Here is a 22,618-nt window from a genome sequence, read left to right on the forward strand (position 1 = left end):
TTTCAGGAAAGTAGCAAAGGGTAATAAAAATTACTACCCACGCTCACGGCCCGTACCCGCTGCAGTCCAGCCGGCGCCGTCTCGGTGCGCTTGATGCCCTCCGGCGTCAGCGCGGCGCTTGAGCTCGGTGAACAGGCTCACGATCCCGCCCCCCGCGGCGGACAGGCGAACGGCAGCGCTACCGTTGCGGGGCGCGGAATCTGCTCGCGCTCGAGGATTTGCACCAGCGACGGGAAAGGACTCGGATCAAAATGCGGGTAAACGAGAAAACTCGACAGGGCAAAGATCCGCCCGTCCCGCTCGAGCGGCATCAATAACTCGGTGGCCGCGGCGTGCTCGCCGAGCATCATCAGCAGGTGCCAGCGCAGCGAAATGCTGTCTCCCGAAAAATTCGCAAGGATCTTCTCAGCGTCTTCGCGGCGACCCTCGGCGCAGGCCTGGCGCGCCGGCGGGATAGCGCCCCATGCCTCGTCGCCGCGGGCAATGCGCTGCATGTGCTCCAGCACGTCGCGGGCGGCATCAACGCGGCCGTCCCAGAGCAGCACCCGGTGGACCTGGTACAGCATGCCGAAATCATCGGGCCACCGCTCCAGCAGGGTGAGTGCCCGATCCGCGGCGCGGGTGTAGTTGCCCGAACGATAATCGTAATTGACGTGCAACAGCGCCATTTCCAGCCGCTGTTGCGCTTCCGGCCAGAGGCCCTCAAGCAGTTGTTCCAGCAGTGCCTGGTCCTCCATCCGCTTGGCCAGGTCCACCAGTCCACCCTTGACGGCGGCGTCGCCCGGACGCTCGGCCAGGTAGGCCTGGTACAGGTCGATCGCTTTTCGCCAGCGCAACTCCACCGCGGCGTCGCTCGCTTCGTAACCCGCGCGTTCCGCTGCCGTGGAGGCCGTGTCGATCGCCCGCCTGATGCGCTCGTGGAAGCGAGCCTCGATCTGCCCGGGTGACAGGTCCGTGATTCCGGCTGCGATCCGGGTGATGTCGAGCTGCTCAAGCCAGAAGTACGCGGCGTATGCATGTGCAGCGGCGAAGCCGGGATCGAGCGCGCGAGCCCTTTCGAACGAGGCGTAGCTTTCTTTCGTGTTCGCCGTGCTGCCAACCAAAGCCGCCACACCACGGATATAGGCCTGGTAAGCCTCCACCGAGCGGGTGCCGACCGTCGCCATGTCCGACAGGGCCTGCGGGTCCATGGTGGTCTGCATGGCCAGCGCGATACTGCGCGCCAGGTCTTCCTGGATCTCGATCATGTCGGCGGGGTCGCGATCGTAGGTCTCCGACCACAGGTGAAAGCCGTCGGCGGCACGGATCAGCTGCGCGGTGACCCGGATGCGCTGCGGCGTGCTGCGGATCGAACCTTCCAGCACGTGGGCCACGCCCAGTTCAGCGGCGATCTGCGGAACGTCCAGTGTGCTGTCCTTGTAGCGGAACGACGAGGTGCGCGCCGAGACCAGGAGGTCCGGCGTGCGCGCCAGCGCGTTGAGAATTTCCTCCGCCAGGCCGTCGGCGAACCATTCCTGGTCGCGCCCCGGGCTGAAGTCGGCGAACGGCAGCACGGCGATGGTTTTCTCCGTGACGACCGGCGCGGTCGCGGCGGGTGCCGCGATGGGCTCCACCGCCGGAGCAACGTCCGGCGCGCTCGCGGGCCGCAGGAACCAGCCGGCACCGATGCCGAGGCCCAGCACCACCAGCAGCGCGCTGGCAAACACCGTGCGCTTGCCCAGCAGCGAGGGTGGCGGTTCGTCCGCCGGCGCCGTGTCCCGTGGTCGCGTCACTTTGACGCCGTCGGGCGTCACTTCCAGCGCCCAGGCCAACACCAGCGCGATGGGGAAACCCAGGACGGTCAAGGCGACGACCAGGTTCATGCCCCAGTCCGGCACGCCCATCCGCGGCAGGATGATGTCCGCGCCCTGCAGCACGGCGAACGCCGTCGCCGCATAGACGACCGCGACCCGGATCACCTTGCGGCGCTTCAGCTCGGCAAAGAAACTCATCGACCCCACTCCGCCCGCAGCCGCGCCATGTAGTCGCGATAGGCGGCCGCGTCGCCGTACAACGCATCGAAATAAGGCTCCAGGCCGAGCAGGAGACCGTCCGGAAGCCAAAAAGGGTCCCCCAGGTAAGGCTCGAGCAACTTCCAGGCAGCATCCGGATCACCCCGCCAGCGCCGGCTGTCGGCAAGCGTAAAATCCCGTTGCACGCGTTCGAACACGACGAGTTCCGCCATGTCCAGGGCCCGGACCTCCCAGTGCAGGGCCGCTTCATGCTCGCCAGCGAGGGCCGCCATCCAGGATGCCGAGGCCAGCCATGCGGCGTCGTAGCCACCGGGCAGCGGGCGGCGGCTTTCGAGCCACGCTTCCATGGCCTCGAAGGCGCGCCGCGCAGGAGCTTCGGCTTCAGCATCACGTCCCGCCAGCCGCAGGTATTCGGCCTCGGTCGCGTCGAGCACCGCGATCTCGAGTCCGCTGGCCCGGGCACGCCGCTGGGCGACCATCTCGAGCGCCCCATCCAGGTCGCCCTCGGCAAAGCGGGTCCGCTCGAGAGTGTCTGGCCGTATTGTCGAAAAGCCCAGGCCATGCGTGCGGCCGTAGTCCAGCATGGCCCCCCGGTCCGCCTTGAACGAGAGCTTGCTGTACGCGAGCACCCATGGATAGTTGGGATCATCGGGGAACTGCGTCATCGCCTGTTCGGCCATGGCGATCGCCTCCTCCCCCTGGCCGTTCTGCAACAGCGCAATCAGCATCTCGCTCCAGTCAGAACTGTTCTCCGGGTCCAGCGCCCGCACCCGCCGGGCCATCTCAAGAAACTTTTCGCGGCGGCCAAGCCACTTCAGCGCCGTCCTCACAGCGCGCATCAGCTCGATGTCGTTGGGCTGCTCCGCCAGCAACGCCTGGAACTCGGCCAGCGCCAGCTCGAAGTTACGCTCGATGAGACGATGGTAATGCGCCAACGCGATACGGCTCTCGGCCCGCTCCGGCCACCGCCGGCGCAGTTCCGTAACCAGCGCCAGCGCCTTGCGCTCATAATTGCCGTCGAGGTCGCTCCCCAGGCGATACAGCTGGCCGTACGCATAGGTGAGCCGAGCCTTCGCGGCCAGGAAATCCGGGTCCAGCTCGATCGCCTGTTCGAGCAACGGGGCTGCATCGCGAAAACCCTCGGCGGCGCGCCAGACTCTTAGCTTCTCGCGCGCGCGGAGATAAAGGTCGTAAGCGGCCGGGTTGTCCGTCGGCCGTGCCTCGATGCTGGCGCGCAGCTTCGGATCCAGGCTCGCCTGGAGTTGCGCCGCGATCGCCAGCGCGATCTCCGACTGGATGGTAAAGGTGTCGTCGATGGTGCGGTCGAAGTTTTCGGCCCAGATGTGCTGGTCGCTGGCGGCCTCGATCAGCTGCACGGTCACGCGGACCCGCTCGCCAGAGCGACGCACACTGCCCTCCAGCACGTGGCTGACGCCCAGACGACGGCCGATCTCGGAAACCTCGAGCCCGTCGCCGGCGATCTTTTCCATCGAAGTGCGCGAGATCACCCGCAGCTCGGGGATCAGCGACAGCCGGGTGAGCACTTCCTCGTGCACGCCACTGGCGAAGAAGGCATTGTCCGGGTCGGGGCTGAGATTGGTGAACGGCAGCACGCCCACGCCACGTGCGGGGGCCGGCCCAGCAGTCGCGGCGACGCCGGCAATACCGGGGCTTCCGGGTTCCGTGCTCGTCGCTGCCTGTTCCTGCTCCGGAGCGCCGGGCTTCAACAGCCAGCCGGCTGAGAGGCCAATGCCGAGCACCACGAGCAACCCGGCGACGAGCAGCGTGCGCTTGCCGAGCAACGCCGGCGTCGCGGCAGCCGCGTCCTGCTCGCCCTGCCCCGTCTGCGCCTGCGGCGCCGTCTCGGTGCGCTTGAGGCCATCGGGGGTCAGTTCAAGCGCCCAGCCGAGCACGATGGCGATCGGGAACCCCAGCACGATGAGCGCGACCACCAGGCTCAGGCCCCACTCCGGCACGCCCATCTGCGGCAGCATGATGTCCGCGCCCTGCAGCACGGCGAACGCCGTCGCCGCATAGACCACGGCGACACGGACGACCTTGCGGCGCTTCAGCTCAGCGAACAGGCTCATGCCCCATCCTCCGAATCGAGTCCCGCCATGTGCGCCTGGTAGGCCGCAGACTGGCCGAATCGTGCCTCGTGCAGGGACCGAAAGGCACGCAGCAGGCCCGGCGTCATCATCATTCCGCTGGCACGGGCGGCGTCGGTGTAGTGTGCCCAGGCAGCGTCATGATCGCCGAGAAGGCTTGCGGCGCGAGCCAGCTCGGCCAGCCGGTTACGGTCCTCAGTGATATCCAGCCTTGGCTCGGACTGCGCGCGCCGCGACCATTCGGCGGCCGACTGACGCTCGCCGGCGGCAGCAGCCACGGCAGCGGCCAGGGCATAGGCCGCCCCGCGCCCGCGCGGCGGCAGCGCGGCGAACTCGGTTTCCCCGCGATCCTCGAGGTAGTCGTAGGCGCGACGCGCGTGAGACCGGGCCTCTTCGCCACGCTCTGCGTAAATCAGGAGCTCGGCACGCAACAGGTCATCGTGAACGGCCTCAAGATCGTAACCGCCGGCAGCAGGCGCCAGCACCGCCAGCGCCCGCTCGACATCGCCGCTGGCGAACAAGGCTTCGGCAATAACAGAATTCGTATATTCATTGGCTCGACCGGCCAGGGCCAGGATCGATTGAATGTCGCCACGAAATGCCAAGACATAGAACGCCCGCCAGAAATCGAAGACCGTATTCTCGGGAAACAGTGCGCGGGCGCGATCGACCACCTCGATCGCTTCCTCACCGCGTCCGAGCTGCGCCAGGGCATTGAAAAGCTCGAACCAGGCGACGCCGGTTTCCGGATCGATCTCGAGCCAGCGCCGCGCGGCGACGAGGTTCTCCTCACGTTGGTTCAGTCGCTTGTGGCTGGCAGCGATACAGGAATGCACCCACGCGTCGTTGGGCCGCAGCGACAATATTTCCTGGCACGCTTCGAGGGCTCCGGCGTAGTCGCTTTCGACCAGGTAGAGATACATCGCCTGTGACAGCAGGGCCTCGGGCCGATCGGGCCAGCGGCGGGAAATCTCCTCGACCAGTTCGCGCGTGCGCGCTACGTGCGAGCCCGCCGTATCCGCGCCGTCCCAGAACATACGGCCATGGGCCTCGACCAGCATCAGCCGGGCCTGCAGGAATTCCGGATCGAGGACAAGCGCCTGCTCCAACAGGGCGATTTGCGCACGCCAGCCGTCGATCCCGAAAAAAGCCCGGCGGCGGTCGAGTGCGCGCAAGTACAGGTCGTGCGCCTGGGAATTCTCCGTCGGCCGTTCGGCCAGCGCCTCGGCCTCGCGCGGGCTCAGCTCGATGCGCAGCTGCTCGGCGATGGCGCGGGCGATGTCGCTCTGGATGGCGAAGATGTCATCGAGCTCGCGATCGTAGTTCTCGGCCCACAGGTGCTCGTCGAGCGCCGCATCGATCAGCTGCACGGTGACCCGCACGCGGTTGCCCGCGCGCCGCACGCTGCCTTCCAGCACATGCGAAACGCCGAGCCGTTGCGCCATGGCCGGCACGTCCAGCTGGCTTTCGGCGATGCGCAGCATCGAGGTGCGCGAGATCACGCGCAGGTCGGCGATCAGCGACAGGCTGGTCAGCACTTCCTCGTGGACGCCGCCGGCGAAAAAGGCGTTGGCCGGATCCTCCGACAGGTTCTCGAAAGGCAGCACCGCGACGCCGCGTGCCAGCGGCTCGACGGCGAGGTCCCGCACGGGTTGGGTTTCCGTCGCGGCTGCGTTTTCTGACTGGGGCGCGGTGGCCGGTGTGGGCGCCGGGCGCTCCGCCACCGCAGGTGGGTCTGACGGCGGGTCGGCCGGCGGCACGGGCGGCCTCAGGAACCAGCCGGCGCCCAGGCCGATGCCCAGCAGCAGCAGGCCCGCGGCCACCGCCAGGGTGCGCTTGCCCAGCAGCGCCGGCGTGGATGCGCTGTCGTCCGACTCTTCAGCCGCTGCAGTCGGCGTCACGCGCAGGCCCTCCGGCGTCAGCTCCAAGGCCCACGCCAGCACCAGCGCGATGGGGAACCCCAGCACGGTCAACGCCACGACCAGGTTCATGCCCCAGTCGGGGACGCCCATCCGGGGCAGCATGATGTCCGCGCCCTGCAGCACGGCGAAGGCCGTCGCGGCATAGACCACGGCGACGCGGACGACCTTGCGGCGCTTGAGTTCGGCAATCAGGCTCATGGCGCATACTCGCTGCAATCCAGCCGCCGGCCCGCCGGATCGTCCACCGGGCGGCAGCCGCCCGGGTAACCCTCGGCTTCCCAGTAAGCCACCGCGCCACTGTCAGCCATGAACTCGTAGAAACGCGGATCCTCCCTGAGCCAGCCGAGCGACGGCAGCCAGGCGGCGAAGCGCATGTAGTTCTGGCCGCTGCGATCGGCGCTCCCTACCGCTTCGAACAACCGGTCGGTATCGCGAAACACCAGTGACAGGACGACCCGGGCCGCGTTCAAGAATCTTGGTGACGCGTCAGGCGGCAGCGCCGCGAACGCCGCGGCCTGTTGGCCGGGGTCGGCCAGGGCGGCCAGTACCGCCCGATCGATTTCACCGTCATCCAGCATTCGCCAGAGCTCAGCAAACCGCGCCGTATCGCCCTGGTGTATGGCTTCGAAGGCCAGCAGCTGCGTCCAGTACGGGGAGTTTGGATTCAACTCCAGGCCCCGCTTGACGAGCTGCGCGGCCTCCTCTTCGCGGCCGAAAACGGCATGGGCGTAACCGAGATAACCGTGATTGATCGGCACCAGCGGGTCCTGGGCATGTGCGCTCTGGAACCAGGGCAGCGCAAGATCCACGCGCCCGACCTCCGAAAGCGAAAGACCTAGCCAGAGCCGAGGAGAGGTGTCCGGGTCGACCTGGCGGGCGGCTTCCTCGAGCCTGGCGAGGCCTTCCACCACGTTGCCTTGTGCCACCAGGCTCATGCCCATCCCGGCCAGCAGGATGGGAATGTCGGGATCCAGCGCCAGCGCCCGTGCCTGGGCTTCGTCGCTGCGCTCGTCGAGATCCGCGGCGTCCAGCTCCGTCGGATAACCGCCGCCGGCTACTACACCGGTGGCCGCGGCAAGGAATGCCCAGGCTTCGGCGAATTGCGGATCACGATCGACCGCGGCCTGCAGGTCCTCGATCGCCTGGTCCAACTCGAAGCGCTGGTAAAAGCGTGATCGGCCACGCAGGAAGTCCTGGTAGGCGTCGAGGTCGCGGGTGGGCGTATCGACCGAAACCTCCGGCGTGCCGAGGATGTCCTCGAGCGCGGCCGTGATCGCCAACGCGATCTCCTCCTGCACGCGAAAGATATCCACCAGCTCGCGCTCGTAGGTCTCCGACCACAGGTGGGCATCGCTGCCGGCATCGATCAGCTGGGCGGTGATGCGCACGCGCTGGCCCTGCTTGCGCACCGAGCCCTCGAGCACGTGTTGCACGTCCAGCAGCCGCGCGATCTCGGTGATCGGCGTGTCCTTGCCCTTGAAAGAAAACGCCGAGGTGCGCGAGGCGACCTTCAGACCCTCGATACCGCCGAGAATATTGAGCAGCTCCTCCGAGATACCATCGGCGAAATAGGCGTTCTCGGGATCCGGACTCATGTTGACGAAGGGCAACACGGCGATGCCGCTGGCCTGGGGCTGTGCCGCTGCAACGGAGAGGGCGCCGACCGGCTGCCCGCCTGAAGCATCGACAAGCGATGGGCTTTGCACGCCCGAGTCGCCAGCCGCTCCCGCCGATACTGGTGTCGTGTCTTCCCGCTCGGCCACGCCTGCCGTCTCGACAGGCAGGTCACGCGCGCCCTGCCCGCTCTCCTTGAACAGGAACCGGTCCGCCACGATCACGGCCACCACCACCACCATGCCGACGAGGATCAGCTTGTCGATGGCCCGACCGGTCTGCGGCGTCACCGAGGCGTCTTGCTCCACCTCCTCGGTCCGCTTCACCCCTTCCGGCGTCAGCTCGAAAGCCCAGGCGAGAAACAGTGCCAGCGGCAGGCCGATCAGCAGCAAGGCGATGACGAAAGTCACCGTCCATTCGGGCAGGCCGAGGCGCGGGAAAATCGTGTCGCTGATCTCCACCAGCAGCCAGGCCACCACCAGGTAGGCCGCGCCCACGCGGAACACGTTGCGGCGCTTGAGTTCGTCGAACAATCCCGGCGCCGAACTCATGACGCACCGCCTATGACCGGGCTGTGGTAGACCGGTGCGGGGAGCGGTCCCATTTCGAGCTTGTCGCGCTCGATGTTGATCAGGTCGATCATGCGGCTGACCTGTGCCTGGAAGGCCGGATCGTCGTGCAACTCCACAAACGCCGGGTCCCGGCCCAGCAGCGGATTGCGGGTGCCCCGGTCGATGGCCACGGCCAGCGCCGCAAGCGCCGCGGCGCGTTCGCCGGCCAGCGCCAGGTAGCGGGCTTCGGTGATCAGGAAGCTGGCACTTGCAAAGCCTTGTCCACGCAGAAAATCCAGGTGCTCGCCCCATCGTGCCAGCGTCTCGGCCAGCGCCTCATGCCGGCCCAGCGCATGCTGCGCGGCGGCGATCGGCGCCAGCAGTTGCAACACTCCCGTGCCGCCGAAACCCGCGCCTATCCCGTCGAGGTCACCCCAGCGCTCGCGATACAAGGCCAGCGCCTCTTCATGCCGACCGGTCTGCGACAAGGTGTACAACAGGTCTGTGGCAGTAACGTGATCACCCGGTGCCGCCGCCGCGCGGCCGCGGGCCAGGGCCACGGCCTCGCCATCCAGGCCCTTTGCCACCAGTGCCCGCGCGTGCAAACCCGTATCCGGCAGTGACAGGACCCGTTCCAGGTCGCCGAGTGTGATGTAGAGCCAGGCGTTCATCCTCTGCGCGAAGGCGTCTTTCGACGCCAGCTCCAGCGCCCGCGCCACGGCCGCCTGGGCCTCTGCCAGGCGGCCCGAGGCATATAGCACCACGGCTTCGCGCGTGAAGCCCTGCGGATTGTCCGGAAAGGCGCGCTGCATGCGCACCGCCGTCGCCTGTGCTTCAGCCAGCTCGCCGCTAGCCAGCAGGGCCCCGGACATAGTGGCCAGATTGGCCACGTACAGCGGGTCGAGCTCGGCCAGGCGGCGCTGGGCGGCCAGCTGCTCGCGCAGGCGCCCAGCGCCGCCAAGGAGTTCCGCCTGCCAGTGCAGCACATCCGACTGGCCGGGGTTCAGCGCCAGCGCCCGCGCCAGCGCCGGTTCAGCACGCGCAGGGTCCCGCTGCATAAGGAACAGCAAACCCTGCACCGCATGCGCCTCGGCGAGGTCGGGATCGAGCGCCAGCGCCCGGTCCAACAGCGGTTGCGCGAGGGCCACTGCCTCGTCCAACGGGATGTCGCCGTAACCGCGCCACACTTCATTGTTCAGGAGCAGCAACACCTGCGCCGCCGCCGCCTGCGCCGGGGCATAGTCGGGATCCAGCGCGAGCGCCTCGTCGAGCAATTCGCGCGCAGCCCCCAGGCCGCTGCGCGTACGGCCCTGGATCAGCCGCCGGGCCTGCAGGTAAAGGTCGTAGGCCGGCAGCGAAGCCGCCGCCTGGGCCACCGGCGCGGCCTGCTCCGGGCCCACCAGGCTCACGCGCAGGGCCTCGGCAATGGCGCCCGCAATCTCGGTCTGGATGGCAAACACGTTCTCCAGCCGCCGGTCGTAGCTTTGCGACCAAAGGTGCGAGCCATCGTCGGCCTGGATCAGCTGTGCGGTGATCCGCAGGTCGTCACCGGCCTTGCGCACGCTGCCTTCCAGCAGGTAAGCCACGCCCAGCGTGCTGCCGATGGTGCGGAGGTCCTCGTTGCGACCCTTGAAGGCGAACGAGGACGTGCGGCCGATCACCTTCAGGTCGCGGATCTGCGCCAGCAGGTTGAGGATTTCTTCGGACAGGCCGTCGGAGAAATACTCCTGGTCGCTGTTCGGGCTCATGTCCGCGAACGGCAGCACGGCGATGGATCTCTCCCGCGCAATTTGGGCGGCCGATTCCCCAGCCAGCGCCTCGGCCGGCGCCTCGGCCGACGCCGCGCCAGGATCGCTCACGGGCCGCAGGAACCAGCCGGCGCCGATGCCGAGACCGAGCACCACGAGCAGTGCGCTGGCAAACACCGTGCGCTTGCCCAGCAGGGCGGGCATTGCCGCGTTGGCCGTCTCGGACGGAATCGCCTCGGTGCGCTTGAGTCCGTCCGGCGTCAGCTCCAGCGCCCAGCCGAGCACCAGCGCGATCGGGAAGCCCAGCACGATCAGCGCCACGACCAGGTTCATGCCCCAGTCCGGCACGCCCATGCGCGGCAACATGATGTCCGCACCCTGCAGCACCGCGAAGGCGGTCGCAGCGTAGACCACCGCGACGCGGACGACTTTGCGGCGCTTGAGTTCGGCGAACAGGCTCACGGCGCGCACTCGTAACCGTCTTCGCCCACCGGCCTGCACTGCGGCGGGTAGCCGTGCTCGCGCCAGTAGTCGGGGACGCCCTGCCGCTCGATGATGCTACGGAAGGCCGGAGAATCACGGAACGCCGCGTGCAGCGGATCCCACTGCGCGACCATGGTGGTGAGGCGAACAGAGGATTCAGCAGCGCGCTCGTAGTCGTGCAGGACGAAGTGCCAGTTAGGCGTATCGAAGCGCGGATTGCGCGCCATCAGCCCGTCCATGTCTGCGGGAGCCTCGCCCTGCCCGATCGCCGCGAGGACCGCATGCTGCAGTTCCAGCGACATGTCCAGGTCGCGCATCATCAGCAGGGCGGGCAGCCGCCCCCCCTGCGCCACGAGCCGGAATAGGAAGGTATCGCCACGATTGTGTGTGAAACCTGCCAACACACCCTGCTCGTATAGCGCCAGGGCCTGGTCGTCGTCACCTGCAAAGGCAAGCGCAAGCGCCTTCCAACGCACGCAGTTGCCGTAGGCGGGATCGATGGCCAGGCAGGCCTCGAGGTCGGCAAGCGCGCGCTCCATGAAGCCGAGATTGATCCAGGTGATCGCACGCCAGAGATAGACCGAGGCCAGCATCGGGTCCGCGTTGAGCGCCCGGTCGAACAGGGCCAGGGTCTCGGCGAAGGGAATGGGCAAGCGGTACTGAATCAGCAGGGCACGCACGGCCCAGGGCATGGCGAGCGTCGAATCGAGGGCCAGTGCCCGCTCTGCGGCCATGAGCGCCCGCGCATCCATCGCCGCGGCATCCGTGTCCGGGTACTCCTCATCCCAGTCGATGATCACCGCGGCGGCGGCGGCGAGACCCTCCCAGCCGCGTGCGAAGCCGGGATCGAGCGCCACCACTTCCTCGAACAAGCGCACCGACTCGTCGAGCTCGGTGCGCGTCAGGAACAACTCACGCGCCTTGAGGTAAAGCTGGTAGGCGTCGAGGTTGCCGGTGTCCGCGCGCACGGTCACCGCGCGCTCGGCCTCGCCCGTGCCCAGCGTGCCGCGTAGCGCGGCGACGATGGCGTTGGCGATCTCGTCCTGGATGGCGAAGATGTCCGTCAGCTCGCGGTCGTAGGTCTCCGACCAGAGGTGGCGGTCGTTCACCGCGTCGATCAGCTGGGCCGTGATGCGCACGCGGTTGCCCGCCTTGCGTACGCTGCCCTCGAGGATGTGGTTGACGTTCAACTGGTCGGCGATGACGGCCGCGCCGAGTTCGCGACCCTTGTAGGCGAACGACGAGGTGCGCGACGCCACGCCGATGTCGTCGACCTTGACCAGCACGTTGAGGAGTTCTTCCGAGATTCCGTCGGCGAAGAACTCGTTCTCCGGGTCGGCGCTCATGTTGACGAAAGGCAGCACCGCAATGGATTTGCCGGCACGAGCTTCCGACAAACGGGTAGACGATGCAGAAGACTCGGCCGCGGCCGGTGGGGCGCTGGGGCCGCCCAGCGCGGTATTCGGGGCGGCCGCTGGTGTGTTCGCGACGCCCGGCGGAGTAATCGCCGCGCCCGGCGGCAATGACGCGGGATTGGCAGCAGCCTGGGCCGGCAATTTTTCGGTCTGCGTTGCCGGCCACAAGGTCCAGGCCAGCGCGAGCGCCGTGATGAGCGCCACCATGCCATAGAACCGCTTGCTGCCCGTGCGGCCTTCGGTGACGTGCATACCCTCCGGCGTGACCTCGAAAATCCAGGCCAGGATCAGCGCCAGCGGAAAGCCGAGAATGACCAGCAGCGTCACCATGCGCGCGGTCCACTCGGGCAGGTTCAGGTTCGGGGCGACCGTGCTGGCCACCTCGATCACGACCCAGCCCACCACCAGGTAGGCGGCGGCGACCCTGATCACCTTGCGGCGCTTGAGTTCGTCGAAGAAACTCATGGCCCGTACCCGCTGCAATCCAGCCGGCGCCCGGCGGGGTCATCGATCGCGCGGCAGCCCGGTGGGTAGCCCTCGGCTTCCCAGTACGCGGCGACGGCGTTGTTGTGCATGATCTCGTAGAAGCGTGGGTCCTCGCGCAGCCAGGCCATCGAGGGCAGCCAGGCGCTAGCCCTCAGGATAGTGAGAGTGCCGCGCGTATCACCCACACGGAAGACCTCATCTTCATCTCGGAACATCAGGGCCGCGTACATCGCGCCCACGGCATTGTCCCGCTGCGGGTCGAAACGGTTAGCCGCCAGGAAATCAGCGCGCCGGCCCGGATCCTCGAGCGCAGCCAGTATCTCGTCGAGTTTCTCCCCGTCCAACAGTGAACCTGGTGCCATCATCGGCTGCGCCGCAGAGAGCAGCCGCTTGGCCTCTTCCTCCCGACCGGCATGCACGAGCCCAATCGCGATGTTGTACGTCCAGAATGAAAGGGGACTGAGCTCGACGGCCCGGTGCGACAGGCGGCTGCCCTCCTCCCAGCGGCCCTGAATGGCATAGGCCAGCCCCAGCCAGCCGTTGTTGATCGCCACCAGCGGATCCTGGTCCTGCGCACTCTCCAGGTGCGGCAGGGCACGCTCGACAAAGCCCAGCTGGATCCACACCAGCCCGAGCCAGAGGCGCGCGGAGGTATCGGCCGAGACGCGCGCCGCTGCGCGCTCGAGCAGGCGGAGACCTTCCGCGATCGACTCCGCACTGGCGGACCCGCTGAGAAGCTGTCCTTTCACCGCCAGCGCTGTCGACAACTCGGGGTCGAGCTCCAGGGCGCGCTCCGACGCCTCCAGCGCATGCGCCATGAGGGCGTCACGATCCATCTGTGTCGGGTAACCGCCATTGCCGACGACGAAACTTGCCGCGCCGAGGAACGCCCAGGCCTCGGCGAACCCTCGATCCCGTTCCACGGCGAAGCGCAGGTCACTGATCGCTTCGTCGAGGTCCACCCGTTGATAAAACCGCGACCGGCCGCGCAGGAAGCGCTCATAGGCCTCTAGGTCAGCGGTAGCGGCTGCCACCGACACGGTCTGAACGCCGAGCACGTCTTTCAGCGCGCCCGTAATGGACTGCGCAATCTCCTCCTGCACCCGGAATATATCCACAAGGTCGCGCTCGAAGGTCTCCGACCACAGGTGAGTGTCGCTCTCCGTCTCGATGAGCTGGGCCGTGATCCGCACCCGGTCACCCTGCCGCCGCACCGAGCCCTCGAGGATGTGGCGCACGTCGAGCTCGCGTGCGATCTCCGGAATCGGCGTGTCCTTGCCGCGGAACGAGAAGGCCGACGTGCGCGACGCGACCTTGAGCCCATCCACGCCGGCCAGGATGTTGAGCAGCTCCTCGGCGATGCCCTCGGCAAAGAACACGTTCTCGGGATTGGCGCTCATGTTGACGAAGGGCAGCACGGCGATGGTGTTCTTGTCTGCGCTATCGACTGCGGACACCGATGTCGGTGGCTCGGCAGTGGCCGGCGGCGTTGTGGCAAGCGTCGATGACTGTGCCGGCATTGGCTCCGGGCCGGAGGCAGGCCACAACGTCCAGGCGAGCGCCGCAGCCGTCACCAGCGCAACGATGACGTAGAACCGCTTGCTGCCCGTGCGGCCCTCGGTGACGTGCATGCCCTCCGGCGTGACCTCGAAGATCCACGCCAGGATCAGCGCCAGCGGGAACCCGAGGATCACCAGCAGCGTCACCATGCGCGCGGTCCACTCGGGCAGGTTCAGGTTCGGGGCCACCGTGCTGGCCACCTCGATGATCACCCAGCCCACCACGAGATAGGCTGCGGCCACGCGGATGACCTTGCGGCGCTTGAGTTCGTCGAAGAAGCTCATTGCCCGTACCCGCTGCAATCCAGCCGGCGGCCGGCTGGATCATCGACCGGCCGGCAGCCAGGCGGGAAACCGTCCAGCTCCCAGAAACCCACGGTGCCGATGCGGTCCATGTACGCGTAAAGGGCGGGGTCCTCCCGCAGCCACCCCAGCGATGGCAACCACGCGCCGATCGTCAGCATTAGCTGGCTGACTCTCAAGTCCCCCATGCTGATAGCACGCGCACCATTACGGAACATGAGGTCCTTGACCACGGCCCGGAAACGGTCGACCTCGTCTGCGCCAGGCTCGCCGGACACAAACACCGAGTCGCGCTGCGCGGGATCTGAGATTGCGAGCTGCAGCTCGGTAAAGAACTGCCGGTCAACAGGGTTGAGGTCGTCAGCGGCCAGCATGGCGCCGAGCAACTCGTAAGCACGCGCCTCGGCACCGGAGTTCACCAGCTCAATGAGCATCTGGAAAGACCAGAAAACACTGCCGGTGAGTTCCTGGGAGCGCAGGCCGAGAAGAATCGCTTCCTCGGCTCGCCCAGCGGTGACATAGGCAATGCCAAGATAGCCCTGGTTGATCCCCACCAGCGGGTCCAGCGCGTTGGCCTTCTCGAGATGCGGCAGGGCGCGATCGACACGCCCGAGCTCCAGCAGGGACAAGCCGAGCCAGAGCGGCGCAGAGGAATCGGCGGTCACCCGACTGGCTGCGCGCTCAAGCAGCTGCAAGCCTTCCACGACTTGGGCCGGGTCCCTGTTACGCGTCAGCAGCTGGCCCTTGACCGCCATTGCAGTCGCGAGTTCGGGGTCAAGGGCGAGGGCCCGCTCCACAGCGGCCCCGGCCTCGTCCATCAGGCGCGCGCGATCGAGCCCGGTGGAGTAGCCGCCGTTGCCAACCACGAAGCTGGCCGCGCCGAGGAACGCCCAGGCCTCGGCGAAATCCGGATCGCGCTCGACGGCGGACCGCAGGTCGGCGATCGCTTCGTCGAGGCCGACGCGCTGGTAGAAGCGCGTGCGACCACGCAGGAAGAGCTCGTAGGCGGTGAGGTCGGTCGTCGTCGCAGCCACCGAAACCTGGCGCACGCCGAGCACGTCCTTGAGCGCCAGGGTGATCGCCTGGGCGATCTCCTCCTGCACCCGGAAAATATCGACGAGATCGCGCTCGAAGGTTTCCGACCAGAGGTGCGTGTCGCTGCGCGTCTCGATCAGCTGCGCCGTGATCCGCACGCGCTCTCCCTGGCGGCGCACCGAGCCCTCGAGGATGTGCCGCACGCCCAGCGCGCGCGCAATCTGCGGAATCGGCGTGTCCTTGCCCTTGAAGGAAAAGGCCGACGTGCGCGACGCCACCTTCAACCCCTCCACGCCCGCGAGGATGTTCAACAGCTCTTCGGAGATGCCGTCGGCGAAGAACGCGTTGTCCGGATCGGCGCTCATGTTGAGGAACGGCAGCACGGCGATGGAGTTCTGGTCCGGTTCCCCGACTGCTGCGTCGCCAAGCTGAACATCCGCGGCAACCGCAGTTGCGGGGGCCGTTTGGTTCGTCGGCGGCGTTGTGGAAGCCGGCGTCGCGGCCAGCGGCGCAGGCGGTATCTCCGGCGCATCGGTCGCGGGCTTCAACAACCAGCCGGCGCCCAGGCCGATACCGAGCATCACCAGCAGGGCCGCTGCCAACACGGTGCGCTTGCCAAGCAAGGCCGGGGCGGACTCTCCTGCCGCCGTCTCGTCGGCCACCGGCGCGTCGGTCTTGCGGATGCCTTCCGGCGTCAGTTCCAGCGCCCAGGCGAGCACCAGCGCGATCGGGAAGCCGAGCACGACGAAGGCCACCACCAGCCCCATGCCCCACTCCGGCACGTTCATCTGCTCCAGCATGATGTCCGCCGCCTGCAGCACGGCGAAGGCCGTCGCCGCGTACACCACGGCGACCCGCACCACCTTGCGGCGCTTGAGTTCGAGCCAGAAACTCACGCGCCGGAATCCTTGCGCGAATACTTCGCGGCGAGCGCCTGGAATGCCGGGTGATCGCGATGGGCGTCGAACACCGGGTCCAGCACCAGGCCGTCGAAATGCCAGTACTTCATCTCCAGCTGGAGATAATCGTCCATGGCGCTGGCCAGCGTGTCGCTGTCGTCGATCATCGCGAGAACCCGCAACTGCTCCGCGCGCAATTCCGCCCGGATCAGCTGGTCGCGCGATGGAATGCGCATCGCCAGGGAGCGGCTCGCGGCATCACGCGCGGCGGCGGCCTCGCCGAGAATCGCTTTTGCGCGTGCCTGCGCCATGTATGCACGGTAATCGTCGGGATGTTCCTTAAGCACCGCGTCGAGGAAAACGATCGCTGCAGCGGCCTCCCGCCTGGCCTCGTTATCGCGACCCTGGACCAGGGCCAGCTGTGCGCGTGCCAACGCCTTGGGCACCAGGCTGAACTGGTCCTCCCAGAACTCTTCCGCCAACGTGTCGATCAATGTTTTCGCAAGGTCGAAATCGCGTGCCATGTAGGCGTGATGGAAATCGAATCCATACGTGGGCGTACCCACAGGCGCCGCCACGAGCACCGTGCCGGTGCTATCGACATAACGCGCCATCAAGGGCCCGCTCTCCCCGAGCACGCCCATGCGCGCTTGCGAATGCAGGGCAATGGCGGTTTGCGGGATCTCCGGCAGCGCGACGAGTTGCGCGTTCCAGCGCGAAACCGTGTCGAGATCGCCAAGCAACCACCCAGTCTCCATCAGCGCTTGCAGGACCTGGCCGGAACGCGGATCCAGCAATACGGCGCGCTCCAGCGCCGCGATGGTCTCCCGCGGTCGGCCCGCGCGCCGCTCGATAAAGCCGCGCAGTCCTGCGGCTTCTGCGCTGCCTGGGAGGCCCTCACTGGCCCGGTCGAGTTCCTCCAGCGCCGCCTCGTAGTCCAGGTGGGCGCGGTAGAAGTATTCCGCGCGCCACAACCGCAATTGCGGCTCGTCCGGCGCCAGCTCGAGTGCCTGGTCGATCCAGCGGCCGCCCTCGCTGCGATCGGCGTCACGCCGAGTGTGGAACCAGAACAGGTTGACGTATTCCCGCCCCAGCTCGCCCATCGCCAGGGCGAATTTCGGGTCGCGCGCCAATGCGCGCCGATAAAGCTCGATGCGCTCGCGTATGCGACTCTCCGTCGCTTCGTCGCGGATCGCGCGCGCCCGCAGGTAGAGATCGAATGCCTCGGGATCCAGCGTCGGCGCCGACGGCCTGCTGGCCGCAGTGCTGCCGACGTTCAGCGTGCGTCCGAGCGCCGAGGCAATCGCCACGGCGATGTCCGACTGCAGATCAAAAATGTTCTCCGGCGTCAGCTCGCGATCGAAGGTGTCGGCCCACAGGTGCGCGTCCGTCTTGGCGTCGATCAGCTGTGCATTGATGCGCACGCGCTGGCCCGCCCGCTGCACGGCGCCCTCGAGAATGGTCGCCACGCCGAGTTCCTCGCCGATCTGGCGCACGTTCTTGGTGGTGTCGCGGTACTCCATCATGGAGGTGCGCGAGATGACGATGAGCTGGTCGTTGCGCGCCAGTTGCGTCAACAGGTCGTCGTGAATGCCATCGACGAAATACGCCGTGTCGGGCTCCGCGCTGCGATTGGTGAACGGCAGCACCGCGATCGAACCGGCCGGCACTTCGAAGGGCGGCGGCTCGGGGCGCACGCGCGCGGGCGGTGGCGCGGACTGGACGGCCTGTACCGCCGGCGCCGCCTGTTGCTGCGTCACCCGGCTTTCCTGCTGCGCCTGGCGCCCGTCCTGCTCCCCGGTGAGCGCCGAGCCCAGGTGCTGCCAGACCAGCAGCAGCATCACCAGTACCACCGAGCCCAGCGTGATGACGTCCAGCCGGCGCGCCTGCGGGCTGGCGTCGCGCGCGTTCGTGCCGTCGTCCCGCCGCACGCCATGCGGCCCGACCTCGAACACCCAGGCCAGCGCCAGCACCGGCACGAAGCCCAGCAGCAACAGCGCGATGATCGCCTTGCCGACCCACTCCGGCGCGCCGATGAAACCGAGCACGATCTCCGCCACCTGCAGGATCAGCCAGCCGATCACTACATAGGCCGCGGCGACGCGGAACACGTTGCGGCGCTTGAGTTCGTTGAACAGGCTCATCGTTCGCACTCCAGGTGTGGCGCGTTCGCCGCCACGTGTTCGCCGCTCGCCGCCACGCGTCGGCAATAATCAGGCCAGCCCGCCGCTTCCCAGAACGCCAGCAGGCCCCGCGCCTCGGCAAGCTCGAGAAACCGCGGCTGCTCACGAAAGGACCTGTCCGCCGGCGACCAGACCATCATCAGCAGGATCTGTCCCGAGAGCGGCTTCGCGCGCAGCGCCTCGGCCAGCGCCTCTTCCTCGAGTCCGACGAAGAGGAACAACTGCACCCACTCCTGCTCGGGCCATTGCTCCGCGGCCTGCAACAACAACTCGCGCGCCTCGTCGCGGCGTGCGGGATCGGTGACGGCCGGCGCGATCGCCCGATGCACCTCGAGATGTTCGGCTGCGATGCGGCCGTCATCGCGCAGCCAGTCCTCGTAGCGGGCCGCCGCTTCCGCATGGTCGCCTTCGGCCTGCGCGATCTTCAGCAGCCAGGCGCTGGCGGGGCCGCGCCAGCCGAGCTCCCGGGCGCGCCGCAGGTGCGTTTTCGCCGCCTCGGTTTCGCCCTCGATCGCCAGTGTCGCGCCGAGCCAGCCGAGATGAATGCCGCTGAGCGGGTCCAGCCTGCGTGCTTTCTCGAAGCTGGCGCGGGCCGCCCCCACGTGCCCGCCCTCCAGCAGCGTCAGGCCGTTCCACATCCACGAATTGGCGTTGTTCGGATCCCCGGCAAGGGAGCGCTGCATCAGGCGCACGGCGTCGAGGCGCTCGCCCCGCTCCGCAGCCAGGCGGGCGCTGACGGCGAGCGCCTCGGGCTGCTGCGGCACGATGGCTAGCGCCCGGGTCGCAGCGGCGCGCGCCTCGTCATGCGCCTCGTCGGCCGAGGCCTCGGCAAAATAGGACGGCATCACCACGTGGATGGCGGCGAGCACAGCCCATGCCTCGGCAAACCGCGGGTCACGCGCCACCGCGCTCTCGAGCAGCTCGCGCGCCGGCAAAAGATTCGAGCCGCGCTGTGCGAACAATTGCCGACCGCGCAGGTAGAACTCGTAGGCTTCGAGGTCGTCGGTCGCACGCCGCACCTGAACCGCGCGCACACCCAGGGTTTCCCCCAAAGCATCGGCGATGGCCTGGGTGATCTCTTCCTGCACGCTGAACACGTCGGTCAGCTGCCGGTCGAAGCTGTCGGCCCACAAGCGCTGGTCGTCTTCGGCGCGCACCAGCTGCGCCGTGATCCTGAGCCGGTCGCCCTGGCGCCGGACCGAGCCCTCGACGAGATGCGCCACGCCCAGGTGCGCCGCGATCTCCCGTGCCCCCATGGCCTCGTCACGCAACGCGAACGACGAGGTGCGCGACGCCACCTTGAGCCCGTCGATGCGCGCCAGCACGTTGAGCAACTCCTCGGCCATGCCGTCGGCGAAATAGGCGTTGTCCGGCTCCGGACTCAGGTTGGCGAAGGGCAACACCGCGATCGAGCGCGGATCCACCGGCGCTGCGGGCACGACCGGCACGGCGTAAAGCACCGCCGGCGGCGGGGCCGGTGCGGGCGCCGTCGCCTCCACCGGCGCGCTCACGCGCTGCGGCAGGACGAACTGCTTCACGGCGGAGAACCCCACCGCGAGCAACAGCAACACGATGGTGAGCTGGTCGGTGCGCCGTCCCACGCGGACGTTCTCGGGGCTCTCCTGCTGCGGGCCGCGATCGAACCGCAAACCTTCCGGCGTGAGCTCGAAGAGCCAGGCCACGAGCATCACCGGGAACACCCCCAGGCCCAGGCCGATGATCAGCCAGCGCACGATCGCATCCGGGAAGCCGAAGGCGGGAAACAGCAGGTCGGCGATGGCGATCAGCAGCCAGGCCAGCGCCAGCCAGGCCAGGGCCGCACGCCACACGTTGCGGCGCTTCATTTCGCTGAAAAAATACGCCACGGCGTTCACGGCAGCACTTCCATCCCGGCCAGCTTCGCGCGTTCGGCCGCGGTGTGCTGCTCGATCCTGCTCACCACCGCCCGGAACTCCGGGTCATCCCGCCACGGCGCAAACATCAGCTCGCGCTCGAGGAACCAGTGGCGCGCAAAATCGAAATCCTCCAGCTCCAAAAGGTATTGCAACGCTGCGGCACGGTCATTGCGCAGCGCGGCCACTTGCGCCAGGCCGTAGGCCGGGTATTCGACGCCAAGCTGGGCGCTCGCCGTGCCCTGGCTGTGCATCGCTTCGAGCACCGGCAGCGCGTCGTCGACGCGCTGCGCCCAGTCCGGCATCTCCATGCGTTGCTCCACCCAGGCCAGGTGCAAAAGGACCGACACATGCGACACCCGCGCACCCCGCGTGCGATCGTAACCACCCAGCTGCAAGGCCTCCAGCAGGTGGCGCCGCGCCTCCGGATACGCCCCGAGATGCGAGGCTGCCACGCCGCGTATCCTGGCGCCGTCGGGGCCGCCGCGGAGGCGCCCGATCTCGTCCAGCCCGGTCCAGTCGGCGCTCCACGCCGCGAGATCCTGCCGGGCATAGAGTTCCCAGCGATTGTTCTCGCCCCGCGCGCGCGCGGCCTCGATCCAGGCCTCGGCCAGCGGCTGGTCATCCAGGTTCGCCGCCAGCCTGGCGATCTGCGCGGCGCTGTACGGATCGCCGGGGCGCGCAAAATGCACCTTCCTGAACTCGCGGATCGCGTCGGCGAGACGGCCCTGGTCACGCGCCAGGTTGCCGAGTTCCTCGAGCGCATAATCATTGCCCGGCGACTCCGCCAGCACCTCGGAAATTATCGCGCTCGCCTCGTCATACTCGCGCAGGATGAGCAGCTTGGACGCCAGCCGGGTCTTCATAAAGATCGACAAGGGGTCGACCTCGACGGCGGCCCGGTGCACCTCGATCATGCGCTCGAACTGCCCCAGGTCGCGCAGCACGTCGCCATAGAGGTTGTAGGCGGTGACGTAGTTCGGGCTGATGCGCAGCGTGCGTTCGAACAGGGCCTGCGCGCCCTGCGAATCGTTGTAATAGCGGTCCTGCACCATCGCCATCGCCGCCAGCGCCTCGGCCGATTCCGGATCGAGCGCCAGTGCGCGGCGCGCGGCCCGCTCCGCTTTCGGAAAGGCTTCCGTCGCCTGCACACCGCCGTAGTCTTCCAGCCATACCCAGGCCTCGGCGATGCCGCTGTAGGCGGCCGCGAAACCGGGGTCGAGCGCAATGGCCTGCTCGAACTGCTCGATGCCGCGCAGCAGGCCGGCGCGACTCGGCTCGCGCGCCAGCTGCCGGCCGCGCAGGTAATGGTCGTAGGCGACGACATTGGCCGTGCGGGTCGAGGTCTCGGCATCGATGTCCAGCTCGAGGCGCAACGCCTGCACGATCGCGGTCGCGATTTCGTCCTGCACCGTGAAGATGTTCTCCAGCCGGCGGTCGTAGCTCTGCGACCACAGGTGGAAGCCGCTGCCCACCTCGATCAGCTGCGCCGTGACGCGCACCTGGTCGCCGGCCTTGCGCACCGAGCCCTCCAGCACGGTTTCCACGTTGAGCGCCCGCCCGATCTCGCCGATGTCGGCCTGGCGGCCCTTGAAATTGAACGAGGAGGTGCGCGCGGCGACCTTGAAGTCGTCGATGCGCGCCAAGAGGTTCAGCAGTTCCTCGGAGATGCCCTCGGCGAAATAGGCCTGGTCGCCCTCCGGGCTGAGATCCTCGAAGGCCAGCACGGCGATGGACCGCGCCGGCGCACTCGCCGCGTCGGCCGCCTCGCCGGGGGATGCCTGGGCCGCGGTCGCCTGGCCGGTGGATGTCCCAGGCACGGTCGCCTGGCCGGCAGCGGTCTGTGCCGCGGAAGTTTGCGCAAGCCCATCGGCGTCGCTGTCGCGTCCGGCGAACCACACGCGCTCGATGGCCATCCCCGCGATCAGCACCATCGCCGCCACCAGGACCACGCGATCGACCCGCCGGTCGCCTTGCGAGGCCGCCTCGTCCGCCGCAGTCACGTCGGCCGTGCGCTTCATCCCCTCGGGCGTCAGCTCGAAGGCCCAGGAGAGGAATATCGCCAGCGGAAAGCCGAGCGCCAGGAGAGCGGTAAAGGACTTGAACACCCAGTCGGGCGCACCGAAGTTGTCCAGCAGCACGTCGGCCACCTGCAGCAACAGCCAGCAGACCACCACGTAGGCCGCCCCGACGCGAAAAACGTTGCGGCGCTTGAGTTCGCTGAACAGCGTCATGGCATCATGATCCCGTACATAGCGCTTCCGCTGTTCTCCGCGTGCTGTGACGCCGAATAATGATGCAGCTACTCCATTAGCACGGGGTCTTGCGCACAGGTTTCGCCCTGGGACGAGATACAGGTTCCCAATTCTACGCATATTTACTTATATTGTTCACTTCGCTCGATTTTT

Annotated in this window: 11 protein-coding genes; all 11 read right to left on the reverse strand. The window is 67.7% G+C overall.

The features are described 5' to 3' along the window. Positions 1-137: 137 nt before the first annotated feature. From G6032_RS05590 to G6032_RS05640, 11 genes are read right to left on the reverse strand one after another with little or no spacing between them, the layout of a single operon-like run. The gene (locus G6032_RS05590) at positions 138-1,991 is read right to left on the reverse strand and encodes a hypothetical protein (RefSeq protein ID WP_165281139.1); all 1,854 of its coding nucleotides are present in this window, start codon (positions 1,989-1,991) and stop codon (positions 138-140) included. Then, positions 1,988-4,102 (reverse strand): hypothetical protein, encoded by a 2,115-nt coding sequence (locus tag G6032_RS05595; RefSeq protein ID WP_165281140.1) that lies wholly within the window; start codon positions 4,100-4,102, stop codon positions 1,988-1,990. The genes G6032_RS05590 and G6032_RS05595 overlap by 4 nt, the downstream gene beginning before the upstream one ends. Then, positions 4,099-6,240 carry a hypothetical protein gene (locus G6032_RS05600; RefSeq protein ID WP_165281141.1) on the reverse strand — a complete coding sequence of 714 codons (2,142 nt, stop codon included), beginning with the start codon at positions 6,238-6,240 and terminating at the stop codon, positions 4,099-4,101. The genes G6032_RS05595 and G6032_RS05600 overlap by 4 nt, the downstream gene beginning before the upstream one ends. Continuing rightward, positions 6,237-8,207, reverse strand: a complete 1,971-nt coding sequence (locus G6032_RS05605; RefSeq protein ID WP_165281142.1) for a tetratricopeptide repeat protein — start codon at positions 8,205-8,207, stop codon at positions 6,237-6,239. The genes G6032_RS05600 and G6032_RS05605 overlap by 4 nt, the downstream gene beginning before the upstream one ends. After that, positions 8,204-10,417, reverse strand: a complete 2,214-nt coding sequence (locus tag G6032_RS05610) for a hypothetical protein (RefSeq protein WP_165281143.1) — start codon at positions 10,415-10,417, stop codon at positions 8,204-8,206. The genes G6032_RS05605 and G6032_RS05610 overlap by 4 nt, the downstream gene beginning before the upstream one ends. After that, complete coding sequence (locus tag G6032_RS05615; RefSeq protein WP_165281144.1) at positions 10,414-12,318, reverse strand: hypothetical protein; 1,905 nt, start codon at positions 12,316-12,318, stop codon at positions 10,414-10,416. Before G6032_RS05615 ends, G6032_RS05610 begins: the two co-directional genes overlap by 4 nt. After that, complete coding sequence (locus G6032_RS05620; RefSeq protein WP_165281145.1) at positions 12,315-14,183, reverse strand: hypothetical protein; 1,869 nt, start codon at positions 14,181-14,183, stop codon at positions 12,315-12,317. The genes G6032_RS05615 and G6032_RS05620 overlap by 4 nt, the downstream gene beginning before the upstream one ends. Next, positions 14,180-16,132 (reverse strand): tetratricopeptide repeat protein, encoded by a 1,953-nt coding sequence (locus tag G6032_RS05625; RefSeq protein WP_165281146.1) that lies wholly within the window; start codon positions 16,130-16,132, stop codon positions 14,180-14,182. The genes G6032_RS05620 and G6032_RS05625 overlap by 4 nt, the downstream gene beginning before the upstream one ends. Then, on the reverse strand, positions 16,129-18,279 hold the full coding sequence (locus G6032_RS05630) for a hypothetical protein (protein WP_165281147.1): 2,151 nt from the start codon (positions 18,277-18,279) through the stop codon (positions 16,129-16,131). The genes G6032_RS05625 and G6032_RS05630 overlap by 4 nt, the downstream gene beginning before the upstream one ends. Next, positions 18,276-20,192 carry a hypothetical protein gene (locus G6032_RS05635; protein ID WP_165281148.1) on the reverse strand — a complete coding sequence of 639 codons (1,917 nt, stop codon included), beginning with the start codon at positions 20,190-20,192 and terminating at the stop codon, positions 18,276-18,278. Before G6032_RS05635 ends, G6032_RS05630 begins: the two co-directional genes overlap by 4 nt. Then, positions 20,189-22,444 carry a tetratricopeptide repeat protein gene (locus G6032_RS05640; protein WP_165281149.1) on the reverse strand — a complete coding sequence of 752 codons (2,256 nt, stop codon included), beginning with the start codon at positions 22,442-22,444 and terminating at the stop codon, positions 20,189-20,191. The genes G6032_RS05635 and G6032_RS05640 overlap by 4 nt, the downstream gene beginning before the upstream one ends. Positions 22,445-22,618 lie beyond the last annotated feature (174 nt).

It is taken from the genome of Wenzhouxiangella sp. XN24, from assembly GCF_011064545.1.
GTDB lineage: Bacteria > Pseudomonadota > Gammaproteobacteria > Steroidobacterales > XN24 > XN24.